Source organism: Rhodococcus sp. T9N (genome assembly GCF_024436645.1).
Classification (GTDB): domain Bacteria; phylum Actinomycetota; class Actinomycetes; order Mycobacteriales; family Mycobacteriaceae; genus Rhodococcus_F; species Rhodococcus_F qingshengii.
Genome location: NZ_JAMSKS010000006.1, coordinates 210,114 through 234,699, shown reverse-complemented (window position 1 = coordinate 234,699; position 24,586 = coordinate 210,114). Strand labels below are relative to the sequence as shown.

Here is a 24,586-nt window from a genome sequence, read left to right as displayed (position 1 = left end):
GATGCCACGTAGGAATCCCAGCACCCGCGCGCGGCGGGCACCGCAACGGGCCAAGCACGTACTGCACGGAATCGGCGGAGAACAAGGATCGAGCTTCCGTTGTCTCACATGCCGTTTGGACATCTCCACTGCGGCGCCGGGTACCGCTCATCGGAACCACTGCCCGAACTGTCTGGCCAGCCGCCACGTGGACGGTCGCGTTCCGGGCGACCGAGCACAACAGTGCCGAGGTGCCATGGCGGCGCTGTGCCTGTCGGTCCGTCAAGACGGTGAATGGATGCTCGTTCACCAGTGTGTCGAGTGCAATACGTTGAAAGTCAACAGGATTGCCGGCGACGACAACGTCTTGGTCCTGCTGCGCTTGGCGCTACGTCCGTTGGCAGACCCCCGCCTGCGCTCGCGCGCGTTGCTAGCGCTCTGATGATTCGTCCGGTGTACTCGCGCGGTTCTGCGCACGATTACACCGGACGAAGACCACGAACACGATCCCGGCGAGCAAGCCGACCACAGTCGGTCCGAGGACCAGTCCCGAGTACAACCACGGGGCAGGTTCTGCCGGAAAGAGGTCCATGAATATGGGTCCGGTGTATGTCGGTTCGGAAAACGGCTCCCGATAGGATCCTCCGGTGAGAATGTGCGGTGACGCCAACGACTTCCACCACCACTGAAACACGCCGAGCGCCACAACCCCACACACGGCGCCGAGCACTGTCAGCGCCGCGATCGGTCGCCAGATCGATCCCCTGATTTCGGACATGAGATCAAACTAGTTCACGACAGATCGCGCAGTGACATCGGTGAAGTGCACTGACATCAGCGAAGTGCGTGCCCCAGCTCGGCGGCCTTTGCCATCAGTTGCGCGGCATCTCGGGCAACAACAACCTCGTCGCAGATCTCCGAATACTCCGGCATCGCGCACGACGCCTGGTTCCAGTAACGCTGTGGTTCAGGCGTGATCCATGCCAGACGGTGGACCTTTCGGCGGAGTTCCTCGAGCTTGTCCGCCTGCGGGGGCAACCCGTTGCACCGACCGTCGCCCACGATGATGACAGACGTCCGTGAGTTCAAGGTGTTTCCGTGCTCGTCCAACAATTCTGTGAGCACCCGCCCGTAATCGCTGCTGGCTTCCAGATCCAGACCCGGGTGCGCGAGTACCGCGGCCAGTGCGCCGTCACCACTACTGGCGAGAAGGGTGTCGGTCACGTCGACCGGACGATCGACGAAGGCGAGGACTTCACAACGATCTGCTCGGCGATGCATTGCCTGAGCCAAGCGCAGAGTGAACGCGGTGATAGGGCGCACGGACAGCGACACGTCGGCGATGAGAAGTAGTCGAACACGATCGGGGCGAGGAGCTTTCACGACGAGATGGAAGGGTATCCCGTCGGTGCGCAGGCTCGAACGCACCGTGCGCCGCATGTCGAGATGCCCACGAGAGCGCTCACGGGGCCGAGGTCTGGACGGTCCTCTCATCCGCCGAAGCACTTCGTGGCACGCGAGTTCGATGTCGTTGTGCGTTGCGCCCGCGGCAGATTCACTGTCGGGCGCATCGGGAGCGGTTTCGGCGAGTGCAGCTGCCGAGAGTGCTTGCACGAACGCTTCGACCGCCTCGACGAGCCGGTTCAATTGTGCTTGCGTCAACGGCCCGTCGTCGGAGACCTCTGCATACGCTTTGCTCGGGTCGTAGGCATCCAACCAGGCGAGGATCGACGTCGGATCGTCCCAGGACAGCGAGCCGACCACTGCTGCAGCAACACTGGTGCTCAGGTCACCGACCACCGCCGATGCTGCACGGTCCACGTCGACCGTGTAACTGACTCCGCGTCGACCGGTCTCCGAACCGGTATCGACCGACAGTTCGGCATCGCTCGACGTCATCGACACATCGTCGTCGTCCTTGTGCGGGTTGAAGCCCTTCTCCGCTTCCGGAGTGTCGAAGTAGTCGCCGACCTCGGCCGCACGCTCGTTGTACTCGGCGTACCGACCAACTTCTTGATCCTCGTCGATCCCCAGCGCGGTAGGTAGACCGTCCGCCACCTCGGCGCGCGAACCCATCCGCTCGCCGTGCGCTTTGCCTGCGGCCGGCCGGAACAGCGCGTCGAACGCCCGATCGAAACCGGCCTGCTCGTGAGAGTACTTGGCGCACACTGCCCGAAGACATGCTCGCAACGTCTCACGATCCGAAGCGCCGACCATCGCGAGAACACGCCGAACCTCGATGACCTCGGCCGGTGACGCGGAAACTCCGGCCGCCCTCAGCAATCGGCCGAAACTCGCGGACACCACGTCGAGAACAAACGACGGTTGCCACACGGCAAGGCCACCGAGCGTCGTCATCGCGTCGAACGGATTCCGCTGCCGCCGCGGATTCCCTGTTGATGAGGGTCACGTCCACCCGTGCCCCGGAACACGGCCGTCGTCGTGTTGGCGGGTTTGCTTGCCACCGTGGACCGCTCGATCGGCTCGCCGCCGTCACGCGACGGTGATTCGAGACGCTTTCCGTCGAATCGTTCCTTGGCCAGCGTCACATCGGACGAGTACTTGAGCAACGCCGTGAGCAGGATGTCGCGCACCTTGGCGTCGGAAGCGGTGTCGAATCCGCCGGCCGCGAGCACTGTTGCCGCTCTGGCCGCGTCGATGACCTCCGAGATGGACGGGCTCTTGCGCAGCGGGAGGTCACGCAGGATGCGAGCCAATTCGACGACCTCGGTGGCCGTAGCCGAATCCACCTCCGGCGCTCGGGCCGTGACGATCTCGCGTTCACGCTCCGACGTCGGATAGCCGAGATGGTAATGCAGACAACGACGCTTGAGTGCGGGCGAGAGCTCGCGGGTGTCGTTGGACGTCAGAATGACCCAGGGCTGCGAGCGGGCAACGAACGTACCGACCTCGGGAATGGTGACCTGCTGTTCGGCGAGAATCTCCAGGAGCAGTGCTTCCATCGACTCCTCGGTGCGGTCCACCTCGTCGACCAGAAGTACTACCGGATCGGGTGAGAGGATTGCTTCGAGCAGCGGCCGTACGGACAGGAAGTTCTCGGAGTACAAACCGAAATCCTGATCGGCCAGAAACTTGGACGCTTCGGCGACGCTGTCGAATTCGGAAACCTGATCGCTGATCCGGTCGCGGAGCATCTGCACGTGCAGGAGTTGCTTCGCGTAGTCCCATTCGTACAGGGCGCGATTGTCGTCCAGCCCTTCGTAGCACTGCAATCGCACCAGTTTGCGGCCCCCGATCGCAGCCAGAGACTTAGCCAGTTCCGTCTTGCCGACACCGGCCGGCCCTTCGAGCAGGAGCGGACGCCCCAGCGCCGTCGCCAGATGAACGACTACCGCGAACTCGTCATCGGCAATGTAGTCCTGCTCTCGCAGAGCATCTTTCACTTCGATTCCGCTGGAGAAACTGCGACCGGACATGGAACACCTTTCGATAGGGGCACAGCCCATGTGCGCCTTTTTGGTAGTGCGGGCTACCAAAAAGGCGCACGGGGCCGAAGGCCCTGCTAGAAGTACGACTTGTTGATCGCGTGATCGACAACCGGGATCATCGACTCCACGGTCACCTCACGGGGATTGCCCGGGGTGCACCAGTCGTCCTGAATGTGCTCGGAGATGGCGCGCACAGTCTTCTCGTCACCCTTGATGACATCACCACGGCCCTCGTACTTCTTGGTGTTCATCTGGTTCTTCGCGTACGAGTCGGTGCGAACCTGACCGAAGTTGTCGGGGATACCGACGTCCTTGGCCAGACGGATGGCAGCCTCGACGGCAGCATCTGCGGCCTGAACCGTGGTGAGGTTGCGAGTGTCGACACCGAGTGCGCCGGCCAACTGGGCGTAGCGCTCGTAGCGCGAAGGCAGGTTGTACTCCCACACACGCGGCAACGCGATGGCGTTGTTCAGACCGTGGTGGCTGTCGAAGAAGGCACTGACCGCGTGCGAGATCGAGTGAACGATGCCGAGGCCACCGGAGTTGAAGGCCTGCCCGGCAATGTACTGCGCGTTCATCATTCCCTCGCGGGCCTTGAGGTTGCGCGGCTCGAAGACGGCCTCGCGCAGGTTCTTCGCGACCAACTCGACCGAGTAGATCGCGTTACCGAGCGAAGGCGCGAAATCGAGACGAGACACGAAAGGCTCACTGCCGTGCGCGAGTACGTCGAAGCCGCAGTACGCGGTGAAATGCTGAGGGCAGGTGTAGTAGAGCAGCGGATCGTCGATCGCCAGGGTGACGATGGTCGCCTCGTCGAAGCCCACCCACTTGTGCGGGTTGTTCATGTCCGACGTGTCGGTGATGACGTACGCCCACGACGTCTCGGAACCCGTTCCGGCCGTGGTGGATACGGCGATATGGGGCGGGTTCTCCTTGTTGGTGGACTTGGCGAAGCCCTCGAACTCGTTGATGTTGCGACCGTCGTGTGCGATCACGACGCGAGCACCCTTGGCGGCGTCGTGGCTCGAACCACCGCCGATCGAGATGATCGAGTCGCACTTCTCCTTCTGGTAGAGAGCCGCGGCCTCCATGACGTTGTAGTCCTTGGGATTCGACTCGACCTTGTCGTAGAGCACGACCTCGACACCCTGGTACTCGATCTTGCCGACGAGTTCCTCGATGATGCCCGAACCGCGCAGACCGGTCGTCATCAGAAGGGTGCGCTTGAAGCCGAGGTTCTTGGCCTCCACCCCGATGATGTCGTGAGCGCCCACACCCATCAGGGCGCGAGGGAAGGGGTGGAACTCCTTGATGGGAAAGTCCCAGATCTGGTTGAGCTCGATAGCCATCGGTATCTCCTCAGGGATGTGCACGAATGTGACTGCGGGAGGGATTCGAGCCGATTCTTTGTGACCGGCGTCTCACCTGGTTCCCACTGTGTACCGACAAACAGCCCGTGCACAGACTTCGGCAGCTCAACCGCCCGGACGCCGCCCACGAACCGCCCGTTCGGGCAGGTCGACGCCACCCCGGACTGCCAGGACGGCTGGATCAGACCGCCGTGGTTCCCGCTGATCGGGAACGTGTTGCTCGGCGACTACGATCCCCAGTAGCTTTTCATCACTGCTAACATTGAACTAGAACACGTTCTAGATGTTGCACTTCACTGACCTGCGCTTTACCCAGCTTCACGAGAGGACTAGCTTCGCGATGACGACAGTCGAGGTACCGCACAGCTCGCGATCGGCGGTACTCACCGTGTCCGGAGTCATCGAAGAGACTTCCGACGCCCGGTCGCTGGTGTTCGAGATTCCCGCAGAACTGAAGGACAAGTTCGACTACAAGCCAGGTCAATTCCTGACCCTGCGCATCCCGAGTGATCAGACCGGCTCGGTCGCACGCTGCTACTCGCTGGCCAGTTCCCCCTTCACCGACGACGCCCCCAAGGTGACCGTCAAGCGAACCGTCGACGGCTACGGCTCCAACTGGTTGTGCGACAAACTCCAGGTCGGCGACACCATCGAAGTGCTGCCGCCGTCAGGTGTCTTCACGCCCAAGTCGCTCGATCACGACTTCCTGCTCTTCGGTGCAGGCAGCGGTATCACTCCGGTGATCTCGATCCTCAAGTCCGCCCTCACGCAGGGCAGCGGCAACGTCGTGCTGATCTACGCGAATCGCGACGAGAAGTCCGTCATCTTCGGCGCCGAACTTCGCGAATTGGCAGCGCAACACCCCGGCCGCCTCACCGTTGTCCACTGGATCGAAACCGTGCAGGGACTCCCCGCCGTCTCACAGTTGGCGACACTGGCCAAGCCATTTGTCGCGTACGAGGCCTTCATGTGCGGTCCAGGACCCTTCATGGACGCCGTCCACAAGGCACTGGCAGAGGCCGGCATGCCCCGCACGCAGGTTCACGCCGAGGTCTTCAATTCACTCGCGGGCGACCCGTTCCGTGACGTCGAGGTAGCCGAGGTCTCCGACGAGGAAGCAGCCGACGCCGCAACCGTCGAGGTCGAACTGGACGGTGAAACCCACACCCTCGTCTGGCCGCGCAAGCAGACGCTCGTCGACATCATGCTCGCCAAGGGCCTCGACGTGCCGTACTCCTGCCAGGAAGGCGAGTGCGGGTCGTGTGCCTGCACCGTCACCGAAGGCGAAGTTCAGATGGACAACTCCGAAATCCTCGACGCCGAGGACGTGGCGAACGGCTACATCCTCGGTTGCCAGGCGAAGCCGATCACCGATCACCTGAAGATCGAGTTCTGAACCCTGCTTCGATGCATGACGGCCCCTGATTCCCTGCGGAATCGGGGGCTTTGTCATGTTCGGAGTCTCCCGAGTCATCTCCCGAGTCATCTTCCGAGTCCCGCCGCGAAACCCACGCAGGCTCCGTTGTGGGCAACCTCCACAGCGCAAGAATCAGTGCGAGGGTCACGATCAGGAAACCCTCACGAAGGACCAACCCGAACGGCAGCAGGAGCGGTGACGTCTCGATGAACTGCTGTCCCATACTCGGCCCGCAGTAGACGATGGCCAACCCCAGAGCGGCCGCACCGAACTGCAGCGGCGATCGAAGCCGAAAAAGAACCGTGACGGCGGCAGGCACGAGATACACCCAGTGGTGAATCCAGCTGATCGGCGAAAGAATCGGCGCGCTCAATCCGATCACCAACGCCGCATCGACCGCTCGCCCGACGCGATAGACATCTCGGGCGATCCATAGCGCTACCCCCGCGCACAGCACGGTCGACGGCATCGCCAGAGACGCTGTCCATGGGCCCAGCGCGGCAAGTCCGCCCTGCAGCGAACTGTTGCCGGCACTCGCGATCGCCTGCCCGCTCAAATCCACCCGGTCGCTGAGGTTCCAGACGACGTCCGACCAGAAGGTCCAGCTGACGGCCGGGTCCACCACTGCTGCGACGGCGGTCGCCGCGGCAAATCCGATCGAACTCCAGATCGCGAGTCGCCACTGCTTCGTGACGACGAAGTAGACGATGAAGAGAGCCGGAGTCAGCTTGATCGCGGCCGCGACGCCGATCAGCAGTCCTCGCGGAAACCACCGGCCGAATCTCGAATCCTCTCGGCGAGTCACATCGAGCAGTACGAGCACCATCAGCACCAAGTTCACCTGGCCGAATGAGATGTGCGCACTGACGATGGGGGTCACCGACACGGCCAGGACCAATGCCGCCATGACGAGCGGCCGCCTGGGGACGCGAGCGGGAGTGAACCTCGCAACCGTCCACACCAACGCCGCGATGCACAATCCCGACCACAGCAGATAGGCAGTCCACCAGTCGAAGAGGACAGTCGGCCAGAGGAAGATCACCGCGAATGGGGTGTAGGTGAACGGCATACCCTCGTCGACGATCAACGGGCCGGACAGATTGCCCTCGTAGATGTTCGATCCCGCTGCGAACGCCTGGGCAGCGTAGCGGTAGACGAGAAAATCAACGGGTTCGACGGCTCGAACGGAGTACACGAGATAACACAGAGCTGCGACGCCGGCAGCGATCAGTGAACCGATCGTCACAATTCGAGACGCCTCGACACGGGTGGCGGGCATACCGAGAATCGTCCCACAACCTACCGAGCGGTACTTCGCTAGCGGGCCGCCCGGAAGTGCGCTCGCTCGTCTGCGGTCAGGTGTTCGCACGCGTAGCTCAGTGCCGTGCGTCCCATGTCTGCTGCATTCTCCGCGAGGAAACCGGTCAACAAATCCCGGTCCACCCGCTTGCCCACCTCGCGGAGCATCCAGCCCATCGCTTTCTGGGTCAGGTCTCGTCGATCACCCAGCACCTGCGCGGCAAGCTCGAGCGTGGTCGACCCGTCGCCGCGAGTGATGAATCCGTAAGTCGTCAGCAGCGCCACCCGTCGTCGCCACAGGTCACCCGAATCGGAAAGCTCGAAGATCAGCCGGCGATCTCGGTCGTACAGCCAGCCGCCGAGGATCTGTCCGGCGGACGAATCCACGAGATCCCAATTGTTCACCCGCCCGTCCTCGACAGCGCTGAGATAGAAGTCGGCGATGCGGGCGCGACTCTCGTCGTCGAAAAATTTTGGGCGACTGACCTTTTCGAATCGAGCAACCAGGATCAACAGACCGGCCAACCGATGCTCGTGGACGTCGCTGTCGAGAAGGAGGCGTACCTGAGGCAACTCGAGACCGACATGCTTCTTCACCACCGAGCGCGTCTTCGGTACTCGCACGCCGATGAAGACGTCACCCTCGCCGTACTCCCCCGGCGCTGTCTTGAAGAACTTCTGTAGCTGGACGGCATCCGCGGGATCCGCGAGGTCGGCCAACTGTTCGATCACGTCCTGGGCACTCGATTGCGTCACCCCAGAACCTTCTCACGGGTCGTCTGTGCGGACTCTTCGATTCTCTCAGCGTCCTCACACCGTGTGCCCTGCTCGGCCACAGGTCGGCAGACGACACTCGAGGACAGTCAGTGAAAGGACCACCCATGATCACCGCCGCTATCGCATTCACCACTCTCACCCTCATGGCACTCTCGGGACATATCGCGGCCAGCGCTCCGCGCGGGCTCGTGGCAATCCGGACGAATAGTCACAAATCTTGATATTCGAGCCTCCACATCGCCTCTAACTGCAACGCGAATGCAATTGGCGGAGAGTTGATCTCGATCTGCCGCGGGCGTGTACTACAGGTGGACACGCTCTCGTCTTTGGAGGTCTCGTCATGAAGTCGTGGAATCGAATGCAAGATGCCGTCGCGGTGGTTCTCGGCGTCTTTGCGGCTCTCTCGCCGATGTGGCTCGACACCACCGATCGGGCAATGTGGTCACTCGTCGTCCTGGGTGTCCTGGTTGCACTGTCGGGTCTGGCGCACATGGCACGTCCGGACATGGCCATGGCGGATTACGCGATGGGCGTTTTCGGCGTCTTGATGTTCATTTCACCCTGGGTCATGAGCTTCGACGCTCTACGCGGTGCGTCGTGGACGGCCTGGGTGGTCGGGGTCCTGACCGTTGTGGTCGCGGTGAGTGCGATGCCGGTGATGAGTGCGCGGATGCATCACGGGGGTCACGGCGGAGTAGCCGCCCATTGACAGAGCGGAGTAGCCGCCCATTGACGGAGCGGAGTAGCTGCCCGTTGATGAATGGCTGGCTGCAGGCTGGATCAGGCTTTGATCGCGCCCAACAACCGCCCGGCGTCGAAGGCTTCGGCGCTGGGCGGTAGCGCGCCCGGACGTCCACTCACGAAAACCTCGACGGTTCCCGATCCTTCACCCGCATCACCGAGCCCGTCGATCCGCCGCAGGGTCTGTCGTGCAACGGCTTCGGCACTGTCGAAGAGTGTGACGCCGGCGGGTAGCCGCGCTGCGATTTCGTCCGCGAGCAGTGGGTAGTGCGTGCAGCCGAGGACAACGCCGTTGACGTCGTCCGGCGTCCGGGCCACTGCGGATTCGATGGCTGCAAGTGCGGCTGCACGATCACCGAGGTCTATCGAATCGGCCAGGCCGTGGCACGGCACCCCGACGACCTTGGCGCCGTTGCCGAACTGTTCGATCAGATCGGCTTGGTACCGGCTGGCAGTCGTCGCGGCGGTAGCCCAGATCGCCACTGAATCGCACGCGGCGGCCGCGGGCTTGATCGCGGGCACCGTTCCGATGACCGGCACACCCGGTCCGACCAGTTCGCGGACGTGTGGGAGAGCGGTGACGCTCGCGGTATTGCATGGAAGAACGATGACCTGAGCCCCACGATCGAGGCTCCGCCGCACCGCACCGAGTACCCGGTCGACGACCCACGGCTCGGGCTTGGGCCCCCAGGGGGCGCCGTCCGGATCGAGGGACAGCACAAGATCGAGATCCGGGCGCAGGCGTCTGAGCCACGCAGAGGTAGGGAGCAGGCCCAGTCCCGAGTCGATGAGTGCAACGATCACCGCACAAATCTATCGCCTCGGAACCGGTCCTGCCTCATCCGTTCAGGCCGGTGTGGACTCCAACACGTCCGAGATGGGCGTGCCGGCTGCGATCTTCGCGCGCATCTTCATCACAGCTCCCGCGCTACCGCCGCCGACGACAGCTGCCAGCACACCGTCGCGCTCGTAGTAGGCGACGAACTTTCGGCCGTCGTCCTTCACGATGTGAACGGTGTCCGTGGGTGCGACGGTCCCCAATGCCTGGATCTTGACGTCGTACTGATCGCTCCAGAAGTACGGAACCTGCGCCGGCGCATCCGGATCACCCGTTCCGGTGATCGCTCCCGCCAGGATCTTGGCCTGGTCCCCAGCATTGGTCCAGTGTTCGACACGCTTGCGTCGATCTCCGATCTGCCAGGACGCGACGTCGCCGACCGCCCAGACGTGTTCGGTGCTGGTGCGGCCGACGCCGTCGCAGAGCACTCCGTTGTCGAGTTCGATCCCCGAACCGTCGAGCCATTCCGTGACCGGCACCGAACCGACTCCGATCGCGACCACGTCGACCGGGATTTCCGAACCGTCACTCAAGGTCGCAGCGGCAACCGCTCCGTCGCCGGACAACGAGGTCAAGCCCGTACCGACTCGGACGTCGATGCCCTCGTTCCGATGCAGACGTTCGACGAGGGCGCCGACGGTGGGGCCGAGCACCGACGCCAGCGGCGTCGGCTGGGGTTCGAGCAACACGACGTCGACGCCGTGAGACTTCATGCTCGCGGCCAGTTCGCAGCCGATGAAGCCGGCCCCGACGATCAGCGCACGCTTACCGGGAGCAAGGTCGGCGCGGAGGGCCAACGCTTCCTCGATGGAGCGCAGAACGTGCACTCCGGACAACTCCGGAAGGCCGGCGATGCGACGCGGAGTCAGTCCGGTCGCGATGACCAACTCGTCGTAGTCCAGGGTGGATCCGTCGGCGAACGCCACCGACTTGGCGACCGTGTCCACCGAGGTTGCCGGCGAACCGAGCTTGAGATCGACCTTGTTCTCGACGTAGAACTCGGCCGGACGCAAGGTCGTCTCGTCCTTGTCGCCGCGGATCACTTCCTTCGACAACGGAGGCCTGTCGTAGGGCAGATGCGTTTCCCCACCCGCGAGCGTCAATTCACCTTCGAAACCCGCTCGTCGCAGTTCCTCGACGGTCCGCAGTCCCGACAAACCCGCACCCACGATCACTATCCGTGCCACCACGTACCACCCTGTCCGACCCACGTCACTTGCAGCGCTCACTATGAACGCCGTCACTATTTGCCTCCGACTCTGCCATACCAAATGCCGGAGTAGGTGTGGTGCATCCCGCATGGTCACCTACCAGTCACTACAGTTGGAGGTACTTCAGACGCACGCACTGACACATGAGCAGGGAGCCCCCATGACCAGCGATTCCAGTGAAAAGAACAGCGTCCGATTCGGCGCCGACGGTGGCGCGGAACTAGTCAGCACCCAGGGTAAGACGATCATCGCCGACGCCGTGGTCGCCAAGATCGCCGGTATCGCGACCCGCGAGATCAACGGCGTGTACGACGTCGGCGGGGGCACAGCGCGTGCGGTGGGGGCACTTCGCGACCGCATACCGGGCGCCCGCGTCAACCATGCCCAGGGCGTGGCGGTGGAGGTAGGCGAGAAACAAGCCGCCATCGACATCGGCATTGTCGCCGAGTACGGCGTCGCACTCCACGAACTGGCGGTAGGTATCCGCCGCAACGTCATTGCCGCAGTGGAAAGCATGACGGGTCTCGAGGTCACCGAGGTCAACATCACCGTCTTCGACGTCATGCTCTTCGAGGATGCAGAGAGCGGCGGCAGTACCGATCCGGAAGCCAAGCCGAGGGTTCAGTGAGTACCGCCGACGCCGGCCGCGAGATCGACGCGGCCGAGGTAGTCGCCGACGCGGTTCTTGCCATCCCGGAAGTGGCAGATCTGCACGGAGGACAGTTCGGCGAAGTGGGAACCTACCTCCCCGGACGCCGCATCACCGGCGTCGTCGTCGACGAAAACTCTTGTGCTGTACACATTTCCGTTCACTATCCGGCAGACGTTCGCAGCGTCGCCGAACGCGTACGAGCGGTGGTGGCGAGATTGGTCGACGTACCGGTGAACGTGACCGTCGGCGACCTGTCGACAGCGGGATATCTACCCGTTGATGCCGAAAATGCAGTCACCGAGCCTGCCACCGTCACAGACATTGCACCGAACATTCGAGAAGGGAACTGACATGAACAGCACCACCGTCGGACTGCTGGTCGGTCTGCTCCTCGCACTCGCCGGAATCATGGGTGGGTTCAGCGGTTTCGTCTTCGCAGTCCTGCTCGGCGCCGCCGGTATGGCGATCGGAGCACACCGCGACGGACATCTCGACCTCGGCGCGATCCTCCGAAGCCGTGGCCGTGGCTGAGCCGTCCGATCCCAGCGCAGCGGACGATCCTGGCCTACGCGGCTCCTTGGTCATCAAGGACCGTGCGATGGCCAAGATCGCCACGGCCGCAGCGGTGAACGTCCCGGGGGTGGTCCGCCAGTCCGGTGGCTTGACCCGCCTGACCGGACGCGATCTTCCGCGAGCCGACATCTCGATGGGGAGCGACGCCGTCGCGATCAATCTCTTCCTCGCCGTGTCCTGGCCGTGTTCGGTCACCGAGTTGACCGGCCGGGTGCGAACGGAAGTCGGTCGCAGCGTCGAATCGCTGACCGGGCTTCCACTCCACGACATGAACGTGATGATCGCGGCAACCGAGGGTTCTGACGACTCCTGTGTTTCCGGCGTCGAGATCGCGGAGGGCCCGGCACAGCAGGCACTCTCGGATCCGATTCCGCCGCGGGTCCCGTCTGCGAACCCGGCGGCCGCGGTTTCGGCCGTCGTCATCGCGTGTGGTCTACTCGCACTCGCCTTCGTCGTCTCGCGCGAATGGTTCATCAACCGTGGAACTTTCGAATCGGCACCCTGGATCCGAAACTCCGTGGAGTGGACGTCTCGTCTGCACTGGCAACCGTGGCTACTTCCGGTGGCAATCGCTGCCGTTGTCGCGGGTGTTGTCCTGATAATGTCGGCGATCAAACGCCGTGCGAAAACCCATGTCCCACTCGGGAACCCGAGCGCATCGACGGTGTGGATGCGGCCGACTGACATTGCACGTCTGTGCAGTAGCCACGCAGCGGTCGTTCCCGGCGTCGGCTCGGCTCACACCAGCGTCGACCGTAAACACGTCAAGGTCCACATCGAATCGACCGGTGGCGATCGAGCTGAACTTGCCGCAGCCGTCGACGCGGCGGTTCGGCCCCACCTCGCGATACTGCAGCGGCCACTGCAACTTTCGGTTGTCGTGCGAGAAACTGTAGTACGACGAAAGGACGCCTCGTGAACCGTTGGATCTCCGCGGTCGATCGGATCATCGTCCTCATCGTCGGAATCGCACTCCTCGCGGCGGGCGCATACGCCATCGCGTGGGACGCGGGCGCGTCGCTGATTCGAACCTGGGTGTCACGCTTCGATCGGGAGGTCCTCTTCGGCCTTCCGGAGGAGCCGTGGTGGCACTGGGTACTGTCGGGCACCTTCGTCCTCTGTGTCTTCGCCGGTTTCGGGCTGTTGTACCTGAACCTTCGCCGGCGCCGCACAAGCGCAGTCACATTGCGGCACAACGAATCCGGTACCGACGTCAGCGTGGATCTCGGACCCGTCGCAGACGGCGTAGCGGCCGAGCTCGCTCAGCTGACCGGCGTGCGGAGCACCAAGAGCAAAGCGACGGTCGATCGCGGATTGCCGACGCTGTCGATTGTCGTCACTGCAGATCCGTCGATCGACGTCGCCGGATTCACCGCTTCGGCCGAACGTATCGCCGGCGCAACCAGGCGCAGCCTGGACGGCTCGACCGTCGCAGTACAGGTTCTGCTGCACCTCGACAGGGTGGAAGCCAACAAGTAAGTAAGAACCACGCAGGCACCCGATCACCGAACACTCGATCACAGGCCCCCCGATGGAAGACACAGAAAAGGCGCTCACTCCCCGAAGGGAATGAGCGCCTTTTTCAGTGCTGTGAATCAGCTAGCGAGACAAGAGTCTCACTTGATGATCTTGGCAACCTTGCCGGCGCCGACCGTACGGCCGCCTTCGCGAATTGCGAAGCGCAGGCCCTCGTCCATGGCGACAGGCTGGATCAGCTTGACGGACATCTCGGTGTTGTCACCGGGCATGACCATCTCGGTGCCCTCAGGCAGCGTCACGACGCCCGTAACGTCCGTGGTACGGAAGTAGAACTGCGGGCGGTAGTTGTTGAAGAACGGGGTGTGGCGGCCGCCCTCGTCCTTCGACAGGATGTATGCCTGGCCCTCGAACTCCGTGTGGGGAGTCGTGGTGCCCGGCTTGACGACAACCTGTCCACGCTCGACATCTTCGCGCTTGATGCCACGAACGAGCAGTCCGACGTTGTCGCCGGCCTGGCCCGAGTCGAGCAGCTTGCGGAACATCTCGATACCCGTGACCGTGGTCTTGGTCGAGGTTTCCTTGATGCCGACGATCTCGACCTCTTCGTTGACGTTGACAACGCCACGCTCGATACGACCGGTGACAACGGTGCCACGGCCGGTGATCGTGAAGACGTCCTCGACGGGCATGAGGAAGGGCTTCTCGGTCTCACGAATCGGGTCCGGGATGGACTCGTCGACAGCAGCCATCAGGTCGAGAATGGACTGCGTCCACTTCGGGTCACCCTCGAGTGCCTTGAGTGCCGAGATCGGAATGACGGGGGCTTCCTCGTCGAATTCCTGAGCGGCCAGCAGTTCGCGGACCTCCATCTCGACGAGCTCGAGGATCTCGTCGTCGTCAACCATGTCGGCCTTGTTCAGGGCGACGAGGATGTAAGGAACGCCAACCTGGCGAGCGAGCAGGACATGCTCGCGCGTCTGGGGCATCGGGCCGTCGGTAGCTGCGACGACGAGGATAGCGCCGTCCATCTGAGCTGCGCCGGTGATCATGTTCTTGATGTAGTCGGCGTGACCCGGTGCATCGACGTGCGCGTAGTGGCGCTTTTCCGTCTGGTACTCAACATGCGAGATGTTGATCGTGATGCCACGAGCCTTTTCCTCGGGAGCCTTGTCGATCTGATCGAAGGCCGAAGCCTCGTTCAGGTCGGGGAATGCATCCGCGAGAACCTTGGTGATGGCCGCCGTCGTCGTGGTCTTGCCGTGGTCGACGTGACCAATGGTGCCGATGTTCACGTGCGGCTTCGTCCGCTCGAACTTCGCCTTCGCCACTTTGTGTCCTCCTGGACTGTTGTTGCTTGCCGTATGCAGCAGTGCGGTTGGTTGTTACTAGGTCGTGCTTCGTGCCGGAAGAAACCGAGGTTACTTGCCGGCGCGGGCTGGGGAGCTCGCTGTGCTTACTCGCCCGTCGCCTTGGCGATGATTTCCTTCGAGACGTTCGCGGGAACCTCTGCGTAGGAATCGAACACCATGGAGAAGTTCGCTCGGCCCTGGGTCTTCGACCGCAGGTCACCGATGTAACCGAACATCTCCGAGAGCGGAACCAGCGCCTTCACGACACGGGCACCACTGCGTTCCTCCATGGCCTGGATCTGGCCACGGCGGGAGTTGAGGTCGCCGATCACGTCGCCCATGTACTCCTCGGGCGTTGTGACCTCGACAGCCATGAGCGGCTCGAGAATGACGGGGCCAGCCTTGCGGGCGGCTTCCTTCAGTGCCTGCGAACCGGCAACCTTGAACGCCATTTCCGAGGAGTCGACGTCGTGGTAAGCACCATCGAGCAGCGACAGCTTCAGGTTCACGAGCGGGTAGCCGGCGAGAACACCGTACTGCATCGCGTCCTGCGCACCGGCATCCACGGAGGGGATGTACTCGCGCGGGATACGTCCGCCGGAGACCTTGTTCTCGAACTCGTAGGTAGCACCGTCTTCGCCCACGAAAGGCTCCAGAGCGATGATGACCTTTGCGAACTGGCCCGAGCCACCCGTCTGCTTCTTGTGGGTGTAGTCGTGCTTCTCGACCTTCTTGGTGATGGTCTCGCGGTACGCAACCTGCGGCTTACCGACGTTCGCTTCGACCTTGAACTCGCGACGCATGCGGTCGACGAGGATGTCGAGGTGGAGCTCGCCCATACCGCCGATGACGGTCTGACCGGTCTCTTCGTCGAGCTCGACCGAGAAGGTCGGGTCCTCTTCGGCGAGCTTCTGGATCGCGACGCCCAGCTTTTCCTGGTCGGACTTGGTCTTGGGCTCGATGGAGACCTGGATGACCGGCGCGGGGAACGACATCGACTCGAGGACGATGGGGCTCGCCTGATCGCACAAGGTGTCACCGGTGGTGGTGTCCTTGAGGCCGATCATTGCGTAGATGTGGCCGGCTACGGCCTCGTCTACCGGGTTCTCCTTGTTGGCGTGCATCTGGAAGAGCTTTCCGATGCGCTCCTTCTTGCCCTTGGTTGCGTTGAGCACCTGAGCACCCGGATCGATACGACCCGAGTACACGCGGACGAAGGTCAGCTTGCCGAAGAACGGGTGAGCAGCGATCTTGAAGGCGAGAGCCGAGAACGGCTCGTCCTTGCTCGGCTTGCGAGTGATCTCTACTTCTTCGTCACCGAGCTTGTGGCCGATGACCTCGCCGATGTCCAGCGGGTTCGGAAGGTAGTCGATGACAGCGTCGAGCATGGGCTGAACGCCCTTGTTCTTGAACGCGGAGCCACAGAGAACCGGGTACAGCTCGGAGGCGACCGTCATCTTGCGGATGGCGCCCTTGATCTCCTCGATGGTGAGCTCTTCGCCGCCGAAGTACTTCTCCATGAGAGCTTCGTCGGACTCTGCAACCGTCTCGAGCAGCTTCTCGCGGTACTCGGCAGCCTTCTCGACGAGATCCGCGGGGATCTCCTCGATGGTCGGAGCGGTTCCCGTCGGGACCACGCCGCGCCAGGTGATGGCCTTCATCTCGACCAGGTCGACGACGCCGTCGAAGTCGTCCTCAGCGCCGATGGGCAGCTGGAGAACGAGCGGCTTCGCGCCCAAGCGGTCGATGATGGTCTGGACTGTGAAGTAGAAGTCCGCGCCCATCTTGTCCATCTTGTTGACGAAGCAGATGCGCGGAACGTCGTACTTGGCAGCCTGACGCCAAACCTGCTCGGACTGCGGCTCGACACCCTCTTTACCGTCGAAGACAGCAACTGCGCCGTCGAGCACGCGCAGCGACCGCTCCACCTCGACCGTGAAGTCGACGTGGCCGGGGGTGTCGATGATGTTGATCTGGTTGTTGTTCCAGAAGCAAGTCACGGCGGCAGACGTGATCGTGATGCCGCGTTCCTTCTCCTGCTCCATCCAGTCCGTCGTCGACGCACCGTCGTGCGTCTCACCGATCTTGTAATTGACACCGGTGTAGAACAGGATGCGCTCGGTGGTGGTGGTCTTGCCGGCATCGATGTGCGCCATGATGCCGATGTTGCGGACCTTGTTCAGGTCAGTCAGCACTTCCTGTGCCACAGGTTTCTTCCCCGCTCGTTGCTTGGTTTTCGGGTGTCGGCCTTATCGGTGTGTTCCACCGTCAGGGCCATGGTCTTTCAATTATGTCTCTGTCGAGGCGAACCTGGCCACCTGCGTCCGGAATCCGTCGCGATGATCAGGCCGCCAACGGCGACAAGCGTCGGAGCCCCACCCGATGGCAGTTGCTCCGACGCTTTACATCACCAGCGGTAGTGGGCGAATGCCTTGTTGGCTTCGGCCATCTTGTGAGTGTCTTCGCGACGCTTCACAGCTGCACCGAGGCCATTGCTGGCATCGAGGAGCTCGTTGGCGAGACGCTCGACCATGGTCTTCTCACGACGTGCACGCGAGAAGGTGACCAGCCAGCGCAGTGCCAGCGTGGTGGAACGACCGGGGCGAACCTCGACCGGCACCTGGTAGGTAGCGCCACCGACGCGGCGGCTACGAACCTCGAGTGCAGGCTTGACGTTGTCCAGGGCGCGCTTGAGGGTGACGACCGGATCGGTGCCGGTCTTCTCGCGTGCCTGCTCGAGAGCCTGGTACACGATTCGCTCTGCGGTGGACTTCTTGCCGTCCAGCAGGATCTTGTTGACGAGCTGCGTCACCAACGGGGAACCGTAAACCGGGTCGTTGATGAGCGGGCGCTTCGGAGCGGGGCCCTTACGTGGCATTAGCTCTTCTCCTTCTTGGCGCCGTAGCGGCTGCGTGCCTGCTTGCGACCCTTGACACCCTGGGTGTCGAGGGAGCCGCGGATGATCTTGTAACGGACACCCGGGAGGTCCTTCACACGACCGCCACGGACGAGCACCATGGAGTGCTCCTGAAGGTTGTGACCTTCACCGGGGATGTACGCGGTGACCTCGACCGAAGTCGTGAGGCGAACGCGTGCGACCTTACGGAGCGCGGAGTTCGGCTTCTTGGGGGTGGTGGTGTACACGCGAGTGCACACGCCACGACGCTGCGGGCTGCCCTTGAGGGCTGCCGTCTTGACCTTGGCGGTCTTGTCGCGGCGACCCTTGCGGACCAGCTGGTTGATGGTTGGCATTTACCGGCTTTCTTGTGACGAACAGACTGCTCGAGCGAACTCGGGCCGTTCGAAAACGTGGCTGTTCTGAAATTAGGGATCTAGCAGTTGGAGCAAGAGAGCTGCTGCTCCTCACCCACCTCAGAGTCTGTACTCAGCACTTTCATGCCGCGCACTGCCCCCGAGGTCGGGCGTGTCGCATACCCCCACACAGGCAGCCGGATGCTCGTTCATCAGCAGTTTCTGCTCGAACGCGCGCACGGCAATACCTAGCTAGGCACACAGATCGGCCCGGGCATGCCGGACACGACCCATAACGATACCTGTCGGCGCGCCACGAGGTCAAAGCGAGGCCACGGTGATAGTGACCTCACGCTCTGACCAGAGACTCTGGCTGCACACTCAGACCACGCAGCCGGACCGGTCGCGATCAGATGCTGCGGTTCAACGTCAACGCGCCGAGCTTTGCCGCAGCCTCGCACGGATCCGCGCCGCCTTGCGGCTCGGTGACCCACCAACCGAACACTCCCCCGGCCGGTGCGCTCGCGCTCACCCCGCAGCTCTGCGGATCGGCCGGCTGGCGAACCTGGTACCCGCCACTGCCGTTGATGTCGATTTTCGCCACCACGTATCCCAGGTGCTCGAATGCAGCGCGCTCGTGATCGAGGGTGCCCGTCTCGAACCAGTTGAAGGTGATCTTGATCGGACCCGCGGCCCCGATGCCGTCCCAACGGCAGATGGCGCCGAAGAACCCACGCCCGACGGCGTCGGCACCCACCGCGCTGGCGATCTGCTCGTCGGTGACGGCTTCGCATTCTTGGAGGACGTTCGCGAATTCCTGGCTGTCACTACCGCCGTAGCTGCCCTCCGCACGAGGAGTCCCGGTGACCACGGAGCCGCACCCCGTGAGTAGAACCAGCGACCCAGCCAGGGCGAGCCCGATCCTTACGCGCTTCACGGCGCCCTCGAACTTCACTGTGCCCTCGAAACTGTTTTTTCCATCAGATCCCGCGCCACCGTGCATGGATCCGCGGTCGGTGGCAGCAAACCGTAGGTGATCGACCAGTGCACGAAGTCTCCGCCGAACGCGATACCCAACTCGCACAACGAACCTGCCGTGGACGCGATGAAGCCCTGGTGTCCACCGATCGTGATGTCGTCGGCAGGACGTCCGAGCAGGTCGGACCCGGCCCGTTCGCGGCCGATCGGGCTACCGCGGTACCAGGAGAAACTGACGCTCGGGCCGTTCGAACCGGCGACTTCCCACTGGCAACCGACGCCGTTGCGCGTCGTCGTCGCAAAAGCGCCGAGATTGAAGGCGTTGACAACTTCCTCGTCGGTCACCGAGCCGCATTCGGCGAACATCGGGCCCGGATCCGTAGGTGCGAGTGCCTGCGAACCCGCACCGTCGCCCGGCTGATCGACGGACCCGTCGCCGGAGCTGCAGCCGACCACGGCCGAGAGCACGGCAGCCGAGACCAATACCGAAGTCCCGATCGAAGTGAGAGTGCGTGCGGCCATGGAGCCGACTGTACTTCTCGGTGGCCCCCGACACACGCCACGTGCGCGTCGAGAGCACCGGCGCCGGCCCCGCCGCTACCGATTCAGGGAGTTGCCACCGGTACCCGAACAAGCGTGGAATCCAATTGCGCCGCCCACTGTTTGACCACCTCGGTGCGTCGGCGCGAGTCGTCTGTCAAGACATCAGCCAGCCCCAGCCCGCGGGCCAGGTCCAGGGTCGCCTGTACCAAGCGGTGCGTCACCGGGTCGGAGTCGTCGACACCCAGACTCTCGACGGCCATGCGGTGCGCGATGCGCCCGAATCGTTCCTCGAGGGGCAGTACGCGGGCACGCAGGTCGGGGTCGGAGGCAGCGGCCGTCCACACCTGCAGTGCTGCTTTGAACAGAGTCCCGGTGTAGTACTCCACCAACCGCGAAATGATCGCCTCGGTTCGTCCGGCACCCACCGGAAGGTCGGTCGATTCCTTTCGTGCCTGATCCATCCGGGCGTCGAACATCACCTCGAGCGCCGCAGTGATGAGGTCCTCGCGGGTCGGGAAGTGATGCTGCATCGCGCCTCTGGACACCCCGGCACGCTGCGCGACGACGCTCATCGTCGTTGCGCTCCACCCGAGTTCGGCGAGACACTCCACAGTCACTTCGAGCAGGTGGGAGCGCGTGACTCGACTTCGGTCCTGCTTGGGCTCTCGAGTCATCGCGCCGCCATCCCTTCAACTTCTGTGTTCCAGCGCTTCTGTGTCCCAGCTGCGCAGTTTCTACTGCGCCCAGGCCGCTGGACGCTTCTGCAAGAAAGACATCATGCCCTCACGAGCCTCGTCAGAGGAAAACAGCCGAGCCGACTGCGCGATCATCTCCTCGCCGTCCCGGTCGAATCCAGCCAGGACCGAACGCGTCGTGATCCACTTCGATTCGGCAAGTCCCTGCGGTGAACATTGGCGCAAGGTGCCGAGCAGTTCGGTGATCGACTCCCCCGTGTCCTGAGACGCGGCGGTGACGAGTCCGATGGATTCGGCCTCGTGCTGGCCGAACTTCTCTCCGGTGAGCAGATAGCGGCTCGCAGATCGCTGGTCGAGCCTCGGCAGGACCGTGAGCGAAATGATGGACGCTGCGAAACCCAACCGTGATTCCGTCACCGCGAAGGTGCTCGCCGGTCCGGCGACGACGATGTCGCACGCCCCGACAAGACCCATGCCTCCGGCCCGGACGTGACCGTCGATCCGCCCGATCACCGGCTTGGGAAGCTCGAGAATGCTGCGCAAGAGTGTCAGCATCCCCCGTCCTCGCTCCTTGACGGCGTCCTCCGGTGATGCGGACGAACCGGAGGCCTCACTCAGATCGGCTCCCGCACAGAATGTTCCACCGGTGTGGGTGAGTACCACCGCTCGAACTGCCGGATCGGCGGCAGCCGCCGTCAACCCAGCCTGCAACTCCGTGACCAACCGCGTCGAAATCGCGTTGCGGTTGTGGGGTGAGTCGAGAGTGATCGTGGCAGCACCGCCCGATACTTCGTACCGTACGTATGGCTTGTCCTGATCCGTCATGAGTCGCCTCTTCCTAGTAGGACCGTGGCAGACCGAGGGAATGCTGTGAGACGAAGTTGAGGATCATCTCGCGGCTCACCGGCGCGACACGGGCGATACGAGCCGCACCGAGCATGGCGGCCAGTCCGTATTCCTTCGTCAGGCCGGCGCCGCCATGCGTCTGGATCGCCTGATCGAGCGCCTTGATGCTGGCTTCAGCGGCGGCGTACTTTGCCATGTTCGCGGCTTCGGCAGCACCGAAATCGTCACCGCTGTCGTAGAGCACCGCGGCCTTCTGCATCATCAGCTTGGCGAGCTCGAGTTCGATCTTCACCTGCGCGAGTGGATGCGAAATACCTTGGTGCGCACCGATCGGCGTCTTCCACACCGTGCGCTCGTTGGCGAACTTCACTGCGGCGTTCAGGGCGTAACGGCCCATGCCGATGGCCATCGACGCACCCAGGATGCGCTCGGGGTTGAGGCCGGCGAACAACTGCATCAAGGCGGCATCGGCTTCGCCGACCAGAGCGTCGGCCGGCAGACGGACGTCGTCGAGGAAGAGGATGAACTGGTGGTCCGGTTCGATGATGTCCATCTCCATCTGCGTCTTCACGAATCCCGGAGAATCCGTGGGGACGATGAACAGAGCGGGCTTGAGCTTGCCCGTCTTGGAGTCCTCGGTCCGCGCAACGACGAGGACCGCGTCAGCCTGATCGACACCCGAGATGTAGATCTTGTTGCCGCTCAGGATCCAGTCGTCGCCATCCCTGCGTGCCGTCGTGGTGATCTGATGAGAGTTGGAACCAGCGTCGGCCTCGGTGATTCCGAACGCCATGATCTTGGAGCCGTCGGCGAGGCTGGGTAGCCACTGCTGCTTCTGCTCCGCCGTGCCGTACTTGCCGATGATGGTGCCGCAGATGGCCGGGGATACGACAACCAGGAGCAGACCGGCACCCTGCGCCGCCAATTCCTCCTGCACCAGCGCGAGTTCGTAGATGCCTGCACCGCCGCCGCCGTATTCCTCCGGCAGGTTGACGCCCAGGAATCCGAGTTTGCCCGCCTCGTTCCACAATTCGGTGAGCGGCTCCCCCTTTCGCGCCTTGGGCAGCACGTAGTCGACGTAGTTGAAGCGCTCACCCAGTTTGGAAACGGATGCCCGCAGTTCCTTCTGCTCTTCGGTTTCGATGAAACTCATCATGCTTCCTCTTCTGTAGCGGGTTCTTCCACACGTGCGAGCACCGATCCGACCTCGACCTGCTGGCCGACGGCGACCGGAAGTTCCACCAGGACACCGGCAGTCGGCGCGGTGACGGTGTGTTCCATCTTCATGGCCTCCAGCCACAGAATCGGCTGGCCGGCGGTGACGGTGTCACCGAGTGCGGCACCGAGGCGGATGACCGATCCCGGCATCGGAGCGAGCAACGAACCGGCGGCGACTTCTGCCGACGGATCCACGAAGCGCGGTGCTGCCGTCAACGCGACGGGTCCGAGCGAGGAGTCGACAAAAATCTCACTCCCGTAGGCCGCAACGTCGAACGAGCGCTGTACTCCGCTCTGCTCGAGCACTACCCGGGTCGCAGTTGCCGATACCAGGCGCACGTCGTCGAAGCCTTCTGCACTCAGCACGCCGCTTCGGCTCAGGGAGTAGCGGACGTCGTAGTCGCCCGACGCAGTGGAATAGCTCTTGCTCTGCGGCTGCGACGGGAGGTTGCGCCACCCGCTGGGCAAGCGGCCGATGACGCGGGCCGACGCCCGGTTGTGCGCGGCATCGGCAAGTGCCGCCGCCAGCGCCGAGAGTTTTTCGGCGTCGGTATCGGCCAAGGGCGTAGACAGCTTCTCGAGGTCGTGAGTCTCGAAGAAGGCAGTGTCGGTGTCTCCGGCAATGAAGGCGGGGTGGGCCAGGACGTTGACGAGCAGGTCGCGGTTGGTGCGCAGCCCGTGAATCCTGGTGCGCGCCAGCGTCGATGCGAGCAGCCGGGCAGCTGCGGTCCGCGTCGGCGCGTACGAGATGACCTTGGCCAACATCGGGTCGTAGTGGACGCCGACAACACTGCCGTCGACGACGCCGGAGTCGAGGCGAACGCCCTGCTCACGCAGAACACTGAATTCTTGCGGGTCACCGGGCAACTCGATGTGGTGGACGGTTCCGCTCTGCGGCTGCCAGTTCTTGGCGGGGTCCTCGGCGTACAGGCGCACTTCGATCGAATGCCCACGGATCTCCGGCTGATCGTCCGGAAGTGCTTCACCTGAAGCGACCTGCAATTGCAGTTCCACCAGATCGAGTCCAGTGGTGCACTCGGTGACCGGATGCTCCACCTGCAAACGCGTGTTCATTTCCAGGAAGAAGAAGTCGCCTTTTTCGTCAGCCAGGAATTCAACGGTTCCTGCCCCCTCGTAACCGATGGCGTTGGCTGCGAGCCGCGAGGCGTCGAACAGCTTGTCGCGCATGGCGGGGATGCGTTGCACGAGCGGCGACGGGGCCTCTTCGACCACCTTCTGATGCCGACGCTGGATCGAGCACTCGCGCTCCCCCACCGCCCACACCGCACCGTGGCGGTCGGCCATGACCTGGACCTCGATGTGCCGACCGGTCTCGAGGTAACGCTCACAGAAGACTGTCGGGTCGCCGAAAGCGGACTGCGCCTCACGCCGCGCCGCTTCCAGTTCGCCGTCCAGCGCCGACAATTCACGAACGACACGCATTCCGCGTCCGCCGCCGCCCGCCGACGCCTTGATCAGCACCGGCAGATGAGCCTCGGTCACCGCGGCGGGATCGAGTTCGGAGAGCACCGGCACTCCGGCGGCGTCCATGATCTTCTTGGACTCGACCTTCGACCCCATGAGCTCGATGGATTCGACGGGCGGGCCGATCCACGTCAGTCCCGCGTCGATGACGCTGCGCGCGAACTCCGCGTTCTCGGAGAGGAATCCGTATCCGGGGTGAATCGCGTCGGCGCCCGAAGCCTTGGCGGCGGCGATGACGAGCTCACCCCGCAAGTAGGTCTCGGCAGGCGTGTTACCCGGCAGGCGAACCGAAGCATCGGCTTCGGCGACGTGCGGGCTGTCGGCATCTGCGTCGGAAAATACCGCGACCGTGCCGATTCCGTTCTTGCGGCAGGTTGCAAAGACACGGCGGGCGATTTCGCCACGATTGGCGACCAGTACTGAAGTGATTGTCAC

Annotated in this window: 26 protein-coding genes; 8 read left to right on the top strand and 18 right to left on the bottom strand. The window is 63.3% G+C overall.

Annotation, left to right across the window (positions count from 1 at the left end; genetic code table 11):
* Position 1: 1 nt before the first annotated feature.
* Positions 2-421 (top strand): RNHCP domain-containing protein, encoded by a 420-nt coding sequence (locus M1L53_RS13420; protein WP_054187804.1) that lies wholly within the window; start codon positions 2-4, stop codon positions 419-421.
* Here the strand turns inward: M1L53_RS13420 and M1L53_RS13415 are convergent.
* The 4 genes from M1L53_RS13415 to mdo all read right to left on the bottom strand — a co-directional run bounded on the left by M1L53_RS13415 (position 410) and on the right by mdo (position 4,777).
* The gene (locus tag M1L53_RS13415; protein ID WP_054187805.1) at positions 410-757 is read right to left on the bottom strand and encodes a hypothetical protein; all 348 of its coding nucleotides are present in this window, start codon (positions 755-757) and stop codon (positions 410-412) included. The genes M1L53_RS13420 and M1L53_RS13415 overlap by 12 nt on opposite strands.
* 56 nt (positions 758-813) lie before the next feature.
* A complete protein-coding gene (locus tag M1L53_RS13410) occupies positions 814-2,337 on the bottom strand; it encodes a MadC family VWA domain-containing protein (protein WP_054187806.1) in 1,524 nt (507 codons plus the stop codon).
* Positions 2,334-3,416, bottom strand: a complete 1,083-nt coding sequence (locus M1L53_RS13405; RefSeq protein ID WP_054187807.1) for a MadB family AAA-type ATPase — start codon at positions 3,414-3,416, stop codon at positions 2,334-2,336. The genes M1L53_RS13410 and M1L53_RS13405 overlap by 4 nt, the downstream gene beginning before the upstream one ends.
* 86 nt (positions 3,417-3,502) lie before the next feature.
* The gene (gene mdo / locus M1L53_RS13400; RefSeq protein WP_003942095.1) at positions 3,503-4,777 is read right to left on the bottom strand and encodes an NDMA-dependent methanol dehydrogenase; all 1,275 of its coding nucleotides are present in this window, start codon (positions 4,775-4,777) and stop codon (positions 3,503-3,505) included.
* Positions 4,778-5,138: 361 nt separating this feature from the next.
* On the opposite strand from mdo, the gene M1L53_RS13395 reads away from it, so the two are divergent.
* Complete coding sequence (locus M1L53_RS13395) at positions 5,139-6,194, top strand: ferredoxin--NADP reductase (protein ID WP_003941851.1); 1,056 nt, start codon at positions 5,139-5,141, stop codon at positions 6,192-6,194.
* Here M1L53_RS13395 and M1L53_RS13390 read toward each other — a convergent pair.
* Positions 6,166-7,494: a glycosyltransferase 87 family protein gene (locus M1L53_RS13390; protein ID WP_054187808.1), complete on the bottom strand. Its 1,329-nt coding sequence runs from the start codon at positions 7,492-7,494 to the stop codon at positions 6,166-6,168. The genes M1L53_RS13395 and M1L53_RS13390 overlap by 29 nt on opposite strands.
* Before the next feature lie 38 nt (positions 7,495-7,532).
* Positions 7,533-8,270 carry a DNA alkylation repair protein gene (locus M1L53_RS13385; RefSeq protein WP_054187809.1) on the bottom strand — a complete coding sequence of 246 codons (738 nt, stop codon included), beginning with the start codon at positions 8,268-8,270 and terminating at the stop codon, positions 7,533-7,535.
* Positions 8,271-8,631: 361 nt separating this feature from the next.
* Here M1L53_RS13385 and M1L53_RS13380 point away from each other — a divergent pair, with 361 nt between their 5' ends.
* Complete coding sequence (locus M1L53_RS13380; protein WP_003941901.1) at positions 8,632-9,000, top strand: SPW repeat protein; 369 nt, start codon at positions 8,632-8,634, stop codon at positions 8,998-9,000.
* Between the two features lie 71 nt (positions 9,001-9,071).
* Here M1L53_RS13380 and M1L53_RS13375 read toward each other — a convergent pair whose 3' ends face one another.
* Positions 9,072-9,836, bottom strand: coding sequence for a glutamate racemase (locus tag M1L53_RS13375; RefSeq protein ID WP_003941981.1), 765 nt, complete (start codon positions 9,834-9,836; stop codon positions 9,072-9,074).
* Between the two features lie 42 nt (positions 9,837-9,878).
* Complete coding sequence (locus tag M1L53_RS13370) at positions 9,879-11,114, bottom strand: NAD(P)/FAD-dependent oxidoreductase (RefSeq protein ID WP_231783095.1); 1,236 nt, start codon at positions 11,112-11,114, stop codon at positions 9,879-9,881.
* A 127-nt stretch (positions 11,115-11,241) separates the two neighbouring features.
* Here M1L53_RS13370 and M1L53_RS13365 point away from each other — a divergent pair, with 127 nt between their 5' ends.
* The 5 genes from M1L53_RS13365 to M1L53_RS13345 are packed head-to-tail and all read left to right on the top strand — an operon-like array spanning position 11,242 to position 13,785.
* The gene (locus M1L53_RS13365) at positions 11,242-11,709 is read left to right on the top strand and encodes an Asp23/Gls24 family envelope stress response protein (RefSeq protein WP_003941912.1); all 468 of its coding nucleotides are present in this window, start codon (positions 11,242-11,244) and stop codon (positions 11,707-11,709) included.
* Positions 11,706-12,083: a hypothetical protein gene (locus M1L53_RS13360; RefSeq protein WP_042453130.1), complete on the top strand. Its 378-nt coding sequence runs from the start codon at positions 11,706-11,708 to the stop codon at positions 12,081-12,083. Before M1L53_RS13365 ends, M1L53_RS13360 begins: the two co-directional genes overlap by 4 nt.
* A gap of 1 nt (position 12,084) precedes the next feature.
* Positions 12,085-12,264, top strand: a complete 180-nt coding sequence (locus M1L53_RS13355) for a hypothetical protein (protein WP_003942043.1) — start codon at positions 12,085-12,087, stop codon at positions 12,262-12,264.
* The gene (locus M1L53_RS13350; protein ID WP_007728390.1) at positions 12,251-13,225 is read left to right on the top strand and encodes an Asp23/Gls24 family envelope stress response protein; all 975 of its coding nucleotides are present in this window, start codon (positions 12,251-12,253) and stop codon (positions 13,223-13,225) included. Before M1L53_RS13355 ends, M1L53_RS13350 begins: the two co-directional genes overlap by 14 nt.
* A complete protein-coding gene (locus tag M1L53_RS13345) occupies positions 13,222-13,785 on the top strand; it encodes a hypothetical protein (protein WP_054187810.1) in 564 nt (187 codons plus the stop codon). Before M1L53_RS13350 ends, M1L53_RS13345 begins: the two co-directional genes overlap by 4 nt.
* Before the next feature lie 137 nt (positions 13,786-13,922).
* Here M1L53_RS13345 and tuf read toward each other — a convergent pair whose 3' ends face one another.
* The 10 genes from tuf to M1L53_RS13295 all read right to left on the bottom strand — a co-directional run bounded on the left by tuf (position 13,923) and on the right by M1L53_RS13295 (position 24,586).
* Positions 13,923-15,113, bottom strand: a complete 1,191-nt coding sequence (tuf, locus tag M1L53_RS13340; protein ID WP_003941926.1) for an elongation factor Tu — start codon at positions 15,111-15,113, stop codon at positions 13,923-13,925.
* A 125-nt stretch (positions 15,114-15,238) separates the two neighbouring features.
* Positions 15,239-17,341, bottom strand: a complete 2,103-nt coding sequence (gene fusA / locus M1L53_RS13335) for an elongation factor G (RefSeq protein ID WP_007728394.1) — start codon at positions 17,339-17,341, stop codon at positions 15,239-15,241.
* A gap of 200 nt (positions 17,342-17,541) precedes the next feature.
* Positions 17,542-18,012, bottom strand: coding sequence for a 30S ribosomal protein S7 (gene rpsG / locus M1L53_RS13330; RefSeq protein ID WP_003941856.1), 471 nt, complete (start codon positions 18,010-18,012; stop codon positions 17,542-17,544).
* Entirely contained in the window at positions 18,012-18,386 is a 375-nt protein-coding gene (gene rpsL, locus M1L53_RS13325) for a 30S ribosomal protein S12 (RefSeq protein WP_003941908.1), read from the bottom strand. Before rpsL ends, rpsG begins: the two co-directional genes overlap by 1 nt.
* A gap of 409 nt (positions 18,387-18,795) precedes the next feature.
* A complete protein-coding gene (locus tag M1L53_RS13320) occupies positions 18,796-19,341 on the bottom strand; it encodes a DUF3558 domain-containing protein (RefSeq protein ID WP_054187811.1) in 546 nt (181 codons plus the stop codon).
* Complete coding sequence (locus M1L53_RS13315; RefSeq protein ID WP_003941874.1) at positions 19,338-19,886, bottom strand: DUF3558 domain-containing protein; 549 nt, start codon at positions 19,884-19,886, stop codon at positions 19,338-19,340. Before M1L53_RS13315 ends, M1L53_RS13320 begins: the two co-directional genes overlap by 4 nt.
* A gap of 83 nt (positions 19,887-19,969) precedes the next feature.
* The gene (locus M1L53_RS13310; RefSeq protein ID WP_003942008.1) at positions 19,970-20,581 is read right to left on the bottom strand and encodes a TetR/AcrR family transcriptional regulator; all 612 of its coding nucleotides are present in this window, start codon (positions 20,579-20,581) and stop codon (positions 19,970-19,972) included.
* A 60-nt stretch (positions 20,582-20,641) separates the two neighbouring features.
* Positions 20,642-21,427 (bottom strand): enoyl-CoA hydratase family protein, encoded by a 786-nt coding sequence (locus M1L53_RS13305; RefSeq protein WP_261949224.1) that lies wholly within the window; start codon positions 21,425-21,427, stop codon positions 20,642-20,644.
* Between the two features lie 13 nt (positions 21,428-21,440).
* Positions 21,441-22,601 carry an acyl-CoA dehydrogenase family protein gene (locus M1L53_RS13300; protein WP_003942033.1) on the bottom strand — a complete coding sequence of 387 codons (1,161 nt, stop codon included), beginning with the start codon at positions 22,599-22,601 and terminating at the stop codon, positions 21,441-21,443.
* Entirely contained in the window at positions 22,601-24,586 is a 1,986-nt protein-coding gene (locus M1L53_RS13295; RefSeq protein WP_054187846.1) for a biotin carboxylase N-terminal domain-containing protein, read from the bottom strand. Before M1L53_RS13295 ends, M1L53_RS13300 begins: the two co-directional genes overlap by 1 nt.